Genomic DNA, 12,540 nt, shown 5'->3' with positions numbered 1-12,540 from the left:
GTTTTTAATTATGTGAGATTTGGTGTTGGAATTTTTGGAAGAACCGTTCACGTTCTTCTATAATCGCAGGACTTGGTTTTTTGAGGGAAGTTAACAAATCAACCAAGTCAGGTGTGACTTCACGAATCAGCTCTCCCAGTGACCAAATGGCTGTTGCAATATGAATCTGGTTTTGCGAGGTTTCGATGATTTCTAACAGTTTAGGAATAGCAGACCGGTCATTAGCATTGGCCAAAGCAATGATAGCATTGCGCTGGAGAATATTTTTTCCCCGCCAACTACCAGCGACCATTCCAAATTTTTCCTTGAATTGTCCATTGGATAACTCAATAAAGGGGATTAATTCTGGGTGAGCCAATTCAGGATCGATATCAGTGGCTAGCGGATTGTCCAGACCACGATTGTAGGGGCAACAGATTTGACAGATATCACAACCGTAGATGACCGTTTTAATCTTTTTACGGAATTCCAGATCCATCATCCCTTTGTCTTGAGTCTGAAAGGATAGGCAACGTCGGGCATTCATGGTGCCATCCCCGATTAAGCAAGAAGTCGGGCAGGCTTCTACACAGCGGTTACAATCTCCGCAACCATAGTCAACGGCTTGATCGGGTTCAATCTCTAGGTTGGTGATAAGCTCCCCTAAAAACATATAAGAACCGTATTCTTTTGAGATGACGAGGCCGTTCTTTCCGATAAAGCCAATCCCTGCTCGTTGAGCAACCGCGGTATCCACTAAGGCACCGGTATCCACCATGCCCTTGTATTCGAAGTCGGCGGTTAATTCTTCAATCCCTCGTGCTAGGCGGTCTAATTTATCCTGCAAGACATAGTGATAATCAAGGCCCCAGCTATTGGGGGTGAATTTTCCGCGTTTATAGGCTGTCTTCTGAGGTTGTTGTTTTAACTTGTGAGGATAGGCAACGGCAATGGAGATAATCGTTTTAGCAGAAGCTAAACTTAAGCGTGGTTGGATTCGTTCTTCAATATTTTTGTGCTCAAAACCAGAATTTCGGCCTTCTTCCACAGCTAGGCGGAGGGATTTTTCTAAATAGGAAAAATCATCTGCCGTGGTAAAGCCAATTTTTGAAATACCAATGGAGTGAGCCAATTCAATAATAGATTCTTTGAGGTTCATATACCTATTATAGCGGAAAGCTGGTAAAAATGCGAAAAACGTGCAAAAAATTAAAAAGGGTCTAAACAGCTTGGCATGGCTTTCAAAAATGAGTAGAATTTGGTATAATAAGGTATTGAATACAAGGATATATGGAGGCAGGTATGTCACAACCGTTATTTTTACAATCCGTCATGCAGGAAAAGATTTGGGGTGGAACTAGATTACGAGATGAGTTTGGCTATGAAATCCCGAGCGATCATGTTGGTGAATACTGGGCTATTTCGGCCCATCCACATGGTGTTTCTGTTGTTAAGAATGGACCTTATGCTGGAATGGGCTTAGACCAACTATATGCAGAGCATCGCGAATTATTTGGAGATCGAACAGAACCGGTTTTTCCTTTGTTGACAAAGATTCTAGATGCAAATGACTGGCTCAGTGTTCAGGTTCACCCAGATGATGCCTATGGAATGGAGCATGAAGGAGAACTTGGAAAAACCGAATGCTGGTATATTATTGCTGCTGATGAGGGGGCAGAGATTATCTATGGTCATCACGCCCAGTCCAAGGAAGAATTGCGCCAAATGATCGAAGTCAAAGAATGGGATGATCTTTTAGCACGGGTTCCTGTGAAAGCGGGAGATTTCTTCTATGTACCAAGTGGAACCATGCATGCGATCGGTTCAGGTATCTTGATTTTAGAAACCCAGCAATCGAGCGACACGACCTATCGGGTTTACGACTTTGATCGTAAAGACGATCAAGGGAATCTACGTGAGTTGCATATTGAACAGTCCATTGATGTACTGAACTTAGGTGCTCCGGCAAATAGCCGACCAGTTGAGGAAAAAGTTGATCACTTGTCATCGACTTTGTTAGTGGCCAATGACTTCTTTGGTGTTCACAAGTGGGTAGTTAATGGGGAAGTTCGATTTGAAAAGACCCATGATTATAGCTTGGTGAGCGTTCTCTCAGGGCAAGGAAGTCTTCAGGTAGATGGGGAGAATTATCCGATTGGAAAAGGGGACCACTTTATCTTAACGAGTGATATCCAGAATTGGACCTTGTCAGGAGAAGAGATGGAATTAATTGTCAGTCATCCATAAAGAAGAAAGAAGGTTGAGTCATCAAGTGCTCAGCCTTTTGTTGTTTTTAGGAATTTTCTAATGGATGGTTGGGAGGTGAAATTGATAAGAGAAAAAGAGGGAGAAACCATCTTCTAATCAATGGAATTTCTTGATGGATAAGCTACAGTGTGCTATAATAAAAAGAACGTTTAAAATTTAAGAAATTTGAAAAGTAAGGAAACTAATGGCTAATTTATTAAAAACAATTATCGAAAATGATAAAGGTGAATTAAGACGATTGGAAAAGATGGCAGATAAGGTCTTCTCGTATGAAGATCAAATGGCTGCCTTGTCAGATGATGAACTGAAAGCGAAAACAGAAGAGTTCAAGCAACGCTACCAAGATGGTGAATCATTGGATGATCTCCTCTATGAAGCTTTCGCAGTAGTTCGTGAAGGTGCTAAACGTGTCTTGGGCTTGTTCCCTTATAAAGTACAGGTCATGGGGGGAATTGTTCTTCACCATGGTGACGTTCCAGAAATGCGTACAGGGGAAGGGAAAACCTTGACCGCGACCATGCCGGTGTATTTGAATGCCCTATCTGGTAAAGGAGTTCACGTTGTTACTGTCAACGAATACTTGACAGAACGTGACGCGACAGAGATGGGGGAATTGTACTCATGGCTAGGTCTTTCAGTTGGGATCAACCTAGCTGCAAAATCACCTTCTGAAAAACAAGAAGCTTACGCTTGTGATATCACCTATTCAACCAACGCGGAAATCGGTTTCGACTACTTGCGTGATAACATGGTTGTTCGTGCCGAAAACATGGTACAACGTCCTTTGAACTACGCATTGGTCGATGAGGTAGACTCCATCTTAATAGATGAAGCCCGTACTCCATTGATTGTTTCAGGTCAGACTTCTACAGAAACTAGCCAACTTTATCACATGGCGGATGCCTTTGTGAAATCTTTGGAAGAAGAAGACTACATTATTGATGTCCCTTCAAAAACGATTGGTTTGTCAGATTCTGGAATTGATAAGGCTGAAAGCTACTTTAAGCTTGAAAACTTGTATGACATTGAAAATGTTGCTTTAACGCACTACATTGACAATGCTCTCCGTGCCAACTACATCATGATTTTGGATATCGACTATGTGGTCAGTGAGGATCAAGAAATCTTGATCGTCGACCAATTTACAGGTCGGACCATGGAAGGTCGTCGTTATTCAGACGGCTTGCACCAAGCGATTGAGGCTAAAGAAGGTGTGCCGGTTCAAGAAGAAACCAAAACATCAGCTTCTATTACCTACCAAAACTTGTTCCGTATGTACAAGAAACTTTCAGGGATGACAGGTACTGGTAAAACAGAAGAAGAAGAATTCCGTGAAATCTACAACATTCGCGTCATTCCAATTCCAACTAACCGTCCGATTGCACGTATTGACCATCCAGACCTTCTCTATCCAAGCTTGAAATCGAAGTTTAAAGCTGTAGTAGAAGATGTAAAGGCTCGCTATGAAAAAGGCCAACCAGTCTTGGTGGGTACTGTTGCTGTTGAAACCAGTGACTACCTATCTCGCCTTTTGGTCGAAGCAGGCGTTCCTCACGAAGTCTTGAATGCGAAAAACCACTACAAAGAAGCACAAATCATCATGAACGCTGGTCAACGTGGTGCCGTTACGATCGCGACCAATATGGCCGGACGTGGTACCGATATCAAGCTCGGCGAAGGAGTTCGTGAACTCGGTGGACTTTGTGTCATTGGTACAGAGCGTCATGAAAGTCGTCGTATTGATAACCAGTTGCGAGGACGTTCTGGACGTCAAGGGGACCCAGGTGAATCTCAATTCTACCTTTCTCTTGAAGATGAGTTGATGCGTCGTTTCGGTTCAGAGCGTATCAAAGCCTTGCTAGACCGCTTCAAACTAAGCGAAGAAGAATCTGTCATCAGATCTAACATGTTTACACGCCAAGTCGAAGCAGCTCAAAAACGAGTGGAAGGGAACAACTATGACACTCGTAAGCAAGTCCTTCAGTATGACGATGTCATGCGGGAACAACGTGAGATTATCTACTCTCAACGCTATGATGTGATTACTGCGGATCGTGACTTGGCGCCAGAAATCAAGGCCATGATCAAGCGAACGATTAAACGGATCGTTGAAGGAGCAAGCCACTCAAGCAAGGAAGAGCGAATCGAAGCTATCTTGAACTTTGCCAAATACAATTTGGTCCCTGAAGATACGATTTCAGAGAGCGATATTGAAGGCAAATCTGATAAAGAAGTGATTGATTACTTGTTTAAACGTGCTGAAGAGGTTTATGAAAACCAAGTAGCGAAATTACGCGATGAAGAAGCAGTCAGAGAATTCCAAAAGGTCTTGATTCTTCGTGTTGTGGATAGCAAATGGACTGATCACATCGATGCCTTGGATCAATTGCGCAATGCTGTTGGTCTCCGTGGTTATGCACAAAACAATCCTGTGGTTGAATACCAATCAGAAGGATTCCGTATGTTCAACGATATGATTGGCTCCATCGAGTTTGATGTGACTCGTTTGATGATGAAAGCTCAAATCCACGAACAAGAGCGTCCACGTACAGAACACAGTATTTCAACGACAGCGACTCGTAATATTGCCGCTCAAAAAACTGATTTACCAGAAGATCTCGACTTGAGTCAAATCAAACGCAATGACATCTGTCCATGTGGATCTGGTAAGAAATTTAAAAACTGCCACGGTAAAAAACTCTAATCGTATGAAAGGATCAGCCTATGTCTTTTACAGCTACTAGCCCAATCATTGATGAAACAGCAGTAACTTCTCTTTATCGCTTAGAAGGTGAACATCTGGCTCGCAAAGAAGCGCGTGACCGTGAATTAGCCTCTATTTTAAAGGGAGAAGACAAGCGGATTTTGCTTGTGATGGGACCATGTTCATCAGATAATGAGGAAGCAGTGATGGAATATGCTCGTCGCCTTGCAGCCCTTCAAGAAGAAGTTAAAGATCGGGTCTTCATTGTGATGCGGGTCTACACTGCCAAACCTCGGACCAATGGAGATGGCTATAAAGGCTTGATGCATCAACCGGATACTGCTTCAGAACCAAGTTTTGTAGCTGGCTTAAAGGCAGTTCGTCGCCTGCATCATCGAGTGATTACCGAGACTGGTTTGACAACAGCAGATGAACTGTTGTATCCAGAGACCTACCCATTTGTTGAGGATCTCCTTTCTTATGTTGCCATTGGGGCACGTTCTGTGGAAGATCAAGGCCATCGATTTGTAGCAAGTGGCATCTCAGTCCCAACTGGATTGAAAAATCCAACGTCTGGAAATCTGTCGGTCATGTTTAATGCAATTTATGCTGCACAACATGGGCACCATTTCTTCTATAACGGTCGTTCTGTGGAGACAAGTGGAAATCCATTCGGACATGCTATTCTGCGTGGAGCCTTAGACGCGAATGGGAAAAATATTCCGAACTACCACTATGAAGATCTACTAGAAGCTGCGCATCGCTACCAAGCCTTGGGCTTGCAACATCCATTTATCCTGGTTGATACCAATCATGATAATTCTGGGAAAAAATTTGCTGAGCAGATTCGCATTGTCAGAGAAACCCTTACAAATCGTAGCTGGAATCCAATTATCCATGATGTAGTCCGTGGATTTATGATTGAATCTTATCTAGAGGACGGTCGTCAAGATCAACCAGAAGTATTTGGTCAATCGATCACAGACCCATGCTTGGGTTGGGAAAAGACAGAAAGCTTAGTACGAGAAATTTATCAGTATGTAGCTGAATAAGAGGAGAGGGCTGGAGAAAATATTCTCAGCCCTTTCCTTCTTAAATGGAGTTGCGGATAGAGAATTATCAAAGAGGAATAGATATGATTGTTGGACATGGGATAGATATCGAATCGATCCAATCCATTGAAGAGGCCTACCAGAGACATCCCAGATTTGCTACCAAGGTATTGACAGAGACAGAACGAGAACGGTTCGATCAATTATCCGGGAAACGGAAAATGGAATACCTGGCCGGACGATGGTCTGCAAAAGAAGCCTTTTCCAAGGCTTGGGGAACAGGAATTGGTCCAGTAGGATTTCAGGATCTGGAAATTCTAACCAATCAAAAAGGAGCTCCCTATTTTTCTAAAGCCCCTTTTAGTGGAAAGATATGGGTTTCGATTAGTCACTCAGGCGATTTAGTTTCGACCAGTGTCATTTTGGAGGAAAGAAATGAAAGCTAGTATACATAGACCAACGCGAGCATATGTGGATGTAGAGGCTATTGCCTATAATGTTCAACAAATACAGGCCCATATTCCGAAAGAGACCTTGACCTTTGCGGTTGTCAAGGCCAATGCATACGGTCATGGGGTTCAGCCAGTGGTAGAACGCTTATTGCCAATGGTAGATGTTTTTTGTGTATCCAACCTAGACGAAGCCATAGAAGTTCGCCAAGTAGCTGGCGAAAAGCCGATTTTAATTTTGGGAGTTGCTCCAATAGATTTCATAGAGATTGCCATCAAAGAAGGAATTCGTTATACAGTGGCTAGTCTCGAGTGGTTGAAATCTTTATTAGCTAAAAAGTCTGATTTGACTGGTTTGAAGCTTCATATTAAAGTGGATTCAGGAATGGGACGAATTGGTTTCCGTTCAGCAGAAGACTTGCAAGAGGCTATGATCTTATTAAGAAACCATGGGGCAGAAGTGGAAGGGATCTTTACCCATTTTGCAACAGCTGACGAGAAAGATGACCGTCATTTCCAAGGACAATTGCAACGATTTAAGACCCTGTTGGAGCTTTTGCCCTATACTCCAGAAATCGTTCACGCCAGCAATTCAGCAACGACTTTATGGCATGCTGATACCATTTTTAATGCTGTCCGACTGGGCGATGTCATGTATGGCCTCAATCCAAGTGGAAGAGAGTTAGAACTACCTTACAATATCCGTCCTGCTTTAAGTTTGGAAACAGAATTGGTGCATGTCAAGCCACTAGAGGTGGGGCAGACAGTTGGCTATGGAGCGACCTATCAGACTACTGAGGAAGAGTGGATTGGGACGATTCCGATTGGCTATGCAGATGGCTGGACTAGAGATATGCAAGGTTTTCATGTCCTTATTGATGGTCAATTCTGTCCAATTGTCGGTCGCGTATCCATGGACCAAATCACCATTCGCCTACCCAAGGGCTATCCGATTGGGACCAAGGTGGTATTGATTGGAACAGATGGTGATCTAGCTATCACGGCAACGGATGTAGCAGTCTATAGAGGCACGATCAACTATGAGGTGGTTTGTGTCTTGAGCGATCGCGTACCAAGAGTTTATCGTCCAACAAAGGAAGTCAGTGGGAAGTAAGCTGTTTAAGTTTTCCTAGCTTCCTTTCATAAAAAGTTCGAGATGAAAGAGGTTGATGACGGAGGTCCCAGCCTCCTTTCTTATCTAGGAGGAATGAATGAACTTACACCAACCACTCTCTGTCTTACCAGGAATTGGACCAAAATCAGCAGAGAAATACAAAAAATTGGGTATCGAAACGGTTGAAGATCTCTTGCTCTACTTTCCATTTCGATATGAAGATTTTAAATCAAAAAATGTTTTAGACTTGGAAGATGGAGAAAAAGCGGTCGTTTCTGGACTTGTCGCAACTCCAGCCAATGTTCAATATTACGGCTACAAACGCAACCGTCTTCGCTTCACCATTAAACAAGGGGAGCTGGTGTTAGCAGTTAGTTTCTTTAACCAGCCCTATCTAGCGGACAAGATTGAACTGGGGCAAACGGTGGCTGTCTTTGGTAAATGGGACAAGGCCAAGGGAGCCTTGACAGGGATGAAGCTACTCGCGCAAGTCGAAGATGACCTTCAACCGGTCTACCGCTTGGCTCAAGGGGTGAGTCAGTCTGCTCTAGTGAAGGTTATCAAAACAGCTTTTGAAGCAGGCTTGGACCAACTATTGGAAGAAAATTTGCCCCAAGTCCTAATGGACAAGTACCAGTTGCTTTCTCGCAGGCAGGCGGTCAGGGCTATGCATTTTCCCAAGGACCTTGAGGAATACAAGCAGGCCCTGAGACGAGTGAAATTTGAAGAACTGCTCTTTTTCCAATTGCAACTGCAGGTCTTGAAGGAAGAAAATCGTTCAGTCGGGCAGGGAATTGTACTGGATTGGGATGAGAAGAAGCTAAAAGCTCTTCAAGCCAATCTTCCCTTTGCTTTGACAGAAGCCCAGGAGCGGAGTCTGAAGGAAATTCTAGCAGATATGCGCTCTCCTTACCACATGAATCGTCTCTTGCAAGGGGATGTCGGAAGTGGAAAAACTGTCGTTGCTGGACTAGCCATGTATGCTGCTGTGACAGCTGGCAAGCAAGCAGCTTTGATGGTACCGACAGAAATTTTGGCCGAGCAGCATTTACAAAGTTTGACCTCTCTTTTTCCTAATCTTAGAATCCTTCTTTTGACAGGAAGTTTAAAAGCTGCGGAGAGACGAGAGCGATTGGCTTCGATTGAAGCAGGGGAAGTGGACCTTATTGTGGGGACCCATGCCTTGATTCAGGAGGGAGTCCATTTCCATGATTTAGGCTTGGTCATTATTGATGAGCAGCACCGTTTTGGTGTAGCCCAAAGACGGATCCTGCGTGAAAAGGGCCAAAATCCTGATGTCTTGATGATGACAGCAACCCCAATCCCTCGGACCTTGGCGATCACTGCTTTTGGTGATATGGATGTTTCGATTATCGACCAAATGCCAGCTGGTCGAAAAGACATCATCACCCGATGGGTCAAGCACCAACAGTTAAACTTGGTTTTGGATTGGTTGGTTAAAGAAATTCAAAAAGGTTCCCAAGCCTATGTTATTTCTCCCTTGATTGAAGAATCTGAAGCACTGGACCTCAAAAATGCTATCGCCTTAGAGGAAGAATTGATTGCCTACTTCGGAGATCGTGCCCGTATTGCCCTCCTCCATGGTAAGATGAAGGGGGAAGAAAAAGAGGCTATTATGCAGGCCTTTAAGCTAGGAGAAATAGACTTGCTAGTTTCTACAACCGTTATCGAAGTCGGGGTCAATGTTCCCAATGCCACTGTCATGATCATCATGGATGCAGATCGCTTTGGCTTAAGCCAATTGCACCAGCTGAGAGGTCGGGTAGGACGTGGAGACAAGCAGTCTTACGCAGTCTTAGTTGCCAATCCCAAAACGGAATCAGGCAAGCGTCGTATGAAAATCATGACCGAAACGACTAATGGTTTTGTCTTGGCAGAAGAAGATCTCAAGCTACGGGGCTCTGGGGAAATCTTTGGAACGCGTCAATCAGGCATACCAGAATTTCAAGTGGCCAACCTCATTGAAGATTATCCGATCTTAGAGGAAGCGCGAAAGGTAGCTGTTCAGGTGGTGACAACTCCTAATTGGCGGGAACACCCAGGCTGGCACTGTCTGTCTCTACATTTGGAACAGAAAGAACACCTGGATTAAGAAGTGATAAAAGAGAGTGGGACAGAAATCGGTCATCCGTTAGAATTCGATTTCGTCGTCCCGCCTCCGCACAGTTGAGTAGGGCTATAAAAGCTGATGAAATCAACGTAGTAGAGGCCACTCAACCACTGCGTCTTGCTCGACAATCCAAAGACAATTGAGAGGCTAGGACTTTTGTCCCAGCCTCTTTTATCTTATTTTAAGTTTGTGGACCTATAATTCTAAAAAACAGAAAAGAGGTCCTAGCTATGAGAACCATGTTAAAATTCATTTTGTCAGTCATTATCTCAGTCCATCAAAGCTATTTTTAACTTCAAAAGGCGGATGGATTAACCATCACGCCTTCTATCCTTATTTTACCCTTCCATATAGTCTCTTAAATCTTCATCTTTTAAGCCAGCATTGATGGCAATCAAGAGTTTTAACCGAGCCTTGGCGGCATTGAGCTCTTTCACAAAGAAGATACCGTGATCGTGAAGTTGAACTCCGCCCCCGTCGTAAGCATAGACGGGTTCTGCAATCCCGTTAAAGCAACGGGAAACCAAGGCAATAGGAAGGTCAGCCTCTTGAAATTCAAAGAGTTTCTCAGCTACTTCCTTAGGAAGATTTCCAGCTCCAAAGGCTTCAATGATCAAACCATCCATTTGTTGGACATCTAGTAGGTCAAGGAGTTCTGTTTTCATGCCAGCATAGGCTGAAATGATGGGGACAACTCCCTTGATTTCTTGCAAATCAAAACGCACACGGGGTTCAGCTGTTTTGAAGAAAAGAACTTCTTTTTTCATGACCAAGCCTAGAGGGCCATGTGTGGGAGTCTGGAAGGTGCTGACATTGGTGGTATGTGTTTTGGTCACGTACTTGGCTGCATGGACTTCATCATTCATCACGACCAAGACACCCTTGTCTTGTGATTTGGGATCTGCTGCTACTCGGATGGCGGTCAGATAGTTATAGACGCCGTCGCTTCCTAATTCATTGGAGCTTCTCATGGCTCCTGTTAAGACTACTGAAATAGTTGGCAAGTTCATGGTATCTAAGAAGTAGGCTGTTTCTTCAAGAGTATCGGTACCATGGGTAATGACAATCCCATCATAGTGGGAAGCCTCTTTCTGAATCTTATGATAGAGTTGTAACATGTGCTGAGGAGTTACATGAGGGCTGGGTAAATTTAAAAAATCTTCTGAAGTAAGCTCAACCCCTGCCAGTGACAGATCAATATGGTTCATGGGGTTGGATGAATTGGTCACGACAGCTCCAGAGTCATCCGCCTGCATGGAGATGGTCCCTCCTGTATGAAGGGCCAAAATTTTCTTAATCATGTGTGTCTCCTTGGAATGTGTGTTATAATTTATTGTATCATAAAACGGAAAGAAAGCAGTCATCATGGAAATAAAAGCGGTCTTTTTTGACATTGACGGAACCTTGGTCAATGATAGTCGAATGGTCTTGAAGTCAACTGAAAAAGCCATTCGCGCCTTAAAGGAACAAGGAATTTTTGTTGGTTTGGCAACAGGGCGAGGACCCTTCTTTGTCCGTCCTTTTATCGAGCGCTATGACTTTGATTTTGCGGTCACCTATAATGGTCAGTATATTTTTACCAAGGACAAGATTTTATCTGCCTCTCCGATTGATAAGAAGAATCTTCGTCTCTTAATTGAATATGCAAAGAAACATCGCATCGAAATCGCCTTAGGAACAGAAGATGGAGTCGAAGGCTCTCGCATTATGAGTTTTGGCCTGAGTCCGATTTCTCAATGGTCTGCACGTTTTGTACCGAAAGGTTTTTCGAAGGCAGTTAGTCAGGGCTTCAATAAGGTAGTCAGCAAGGCTGTTCCTCAGGATCAAAAGCAACTGCTACAAATTGCTCAAGGACCGGTTTATCAGGTTCTCTTATTAGCTAGTCCCAAGGACACCCAAAAAGTTGAGCAAGCTTTTCCTGAATTAAAATTCACTCGTTCTAGTCCCTTTGCGGCAGATGTCATCAACCCTGATAACTCAAAAATGGAGGGGATTCGGATTGTAGGAGAAGCATTTGGCTTCTCGATGGACCAAGTTATGGCCTTTGGAGATTCTGATAATGACATAGAGATGCTTTCGGGTGTCGGTCTGTCAATTGCGATGGGGAATGGGACCAGCAAGGTCAAAGAAGTGGCTCAGCACACAACGACTAGTAATACCAAGGACGGAATTCAAAAAGCGCTGGAACATTTTGGAATTATTACGGATCAGACTCTTTTTGTCAGTCGCGACGACCACTTTAATAAGGTCAAAGCCTTCCATCAACTCATGGATGGTCAAACTCAGGAAGAACCAAAGGCCTGGGACAATCAAGAGGCTCTTTACCGAACCATGTTTAAGCAGGAAGAATTGGTTGAATTTATTCGGGCAGCTAGTAAGGATGAAGCAATCTTCGATCGTTCAATTGAAAAATTGCATCAAGCTCTAGATGAGGCAGCGAATAAGGTTCGCAGCAAGCATCCCGCCGAGATCTCCATGGTAGGGCAGGTCGATGCCTTGATTGATACGCTGTATCTGACTTATGGTAGTTTCGTTCTAATGGGGGTCGATCCTGAAGAGGTCTTTGAGATTGTTCACCGCGCCAATATGGGGAAAATTTTCCCAGATGGTCAGGCTCACTTTGATGAAGTCACGCATAAAATTTTAAAACCAGACGACTGGGAAGAAAAGTATGCACCTGAACCAGCTATTCAAAAAGAGCTGGAACGGCAAATCAAAGCTTATCAAAAACATTGCTCTGAAAAGACAGTAGAATCTGAAGAAAATAAAAGAGAGTGGGACAGAAATCGGTAATTCGTTAGAATTCGATTTCGTCGTCCCACCTCCGCACAGTTGAGTAGGGC

At 43.8% G+C, this 12,540-nt stretch carries 9 protein-coding genes; 7 read left to right on the top strand and 2 right to left on the bottom strand.

What is annotated here, in order from left to right; genetic code table 11:
- Positions 1-4: 4 nt before the first annotated feature.
- Entirely contained in the window at positions 5-1,138 is a 1,134-nt protein-coding gene (queG, locus tag I2D56_RS00045; protein ID WP_135782752.1) for a tRNA epoxyqueuosine(34) reductase QueG, read from the bottom strand.
- Positions 1,139-1,281: 143 nt separating this feature from the next.
- Here queG and manA point away from each other — a divergent pair, with 143 nt between their 5' ends.
- The 6 genes from manA to recG all read left to right on the top strand — a co-directional run bounded on the left by manA (position 1,282) and on the right by recG (position 9,679).
- A complete protein-coding gene (gene manA / locus I2D56_RS00040; RefSeq protein ID WP_129822430.1) occupies positions 1,282-2,226 on the top strand; it encodes a mannose-6-phosphate isomerase, class I in 945 nt (314 codons plus the stop codon).
- Between the two features lie 205 nt (positions 2,227-2,431).
- Complete coding sequence (gene secA / locus I2D56_RS00035) at positions 2,432-4,951, top strand: preprotein translocase subunit SecA (protein WP_154853657.1); 2,520 nt, start codon at positions 2,432-2,434, stop codon at positions 4,949-4,951.
- A gap of 20 nt (positions 4,952-4,971) precedes the next feature.
- Entirely contained in the window at positions 4,972-6,003 is a 1,032-nt protein-coding gene (locus I2D56_RS00030; protein ID WP_154853652.1) for a 3-deoxy-7-phosphoheptulonate synthase, read from the top strand.
- A gap of 83 nt (positions 6,004-6,086) precedes the next feature.
- Positions 6,087-6,449 (top strand): holo-ACP synthase, encoded by a 363-nt coding sequence (gene acpS / locus I2D56_RS00025; RefSeq protein WP_195323644.1) that lies wholly within the window; start codon positions 6,087-6,089, stop codon positions 6,447-6,449.
- Entirely contained in the window at positions 6,439-7,566 is a 1,128-nt protein-coding gene (alr, locus tag I2D56_RS00020; RefSeq protein ID WP_123159518.1) for an alanine racemase, read from the top strand. Before acpS ends, alr begins: the two co-directional genes overlap by 11 nt.
- Before the next feature lie 97 nt (positions 7,567-7,663).
- Positions 7,664-9,679 carry an ATP-dependent DNA helicase RecG gene (gene recG / locus I2D56_RS00015; protein WP_195347694.1) on the top strand — a complete coding sequence of 672 codons (2,016 nt, stop codon included), beginning with the start codon at positions 7,664-7,666 and terminating at the stop codon, positions 9,677-9,679.
- 356 nt (positions 9,680-10,035) lie between these two features.
- Here the strand turns inward: recG and I2D56_RS00010 are convergent, their stop codons facing one another.
- On the bottom strand, positions 10,036-10,998 hold the full coding sequence (locus I2D56_RS00010; protein ID WP_195347693.1) for an asparaginase: 963 nt from the start codon (positions 10,996-10,998) through the stop codon (positions 10,036-10,038).
- 64 nt (positions 10,999-11,062) lie between these two features.
- On the opposite strand from I2D56_RS00010, the gene I2D56_RS00005 reads away from it, so the two are divergent.
- Positions 11,063-12,490 carry a Cof-type HAD-IIB family hydrolase gene (locus tag I2D56_RS00005; protein ID WP_123159515.1) on the top strand — a complete coding sequence of 476 codons (1,428 nt, stop codon included), beginning with the start codon at positions 11,063-11,065 and terminating at the stop codon, positions 12,488-12,490.
- Positions 12,491-12,540: the final 50 nt, after the last annotated feature.

Source organism: Streptococcus australis (genome assembly GCF_015553625.1).
Taxonomy (GTDB): domain Bacteria; phylum Bacillota; class Bacilli; order Lactobacillales; family Streptococcaceae; genus Streptococcus; species Streptococcus australis_B.
The sequence above is the reverse complement of the archived record's forward strand: the minus strand, read 5'-3'. Positions and strand labels throughout refer to the sequence as shown.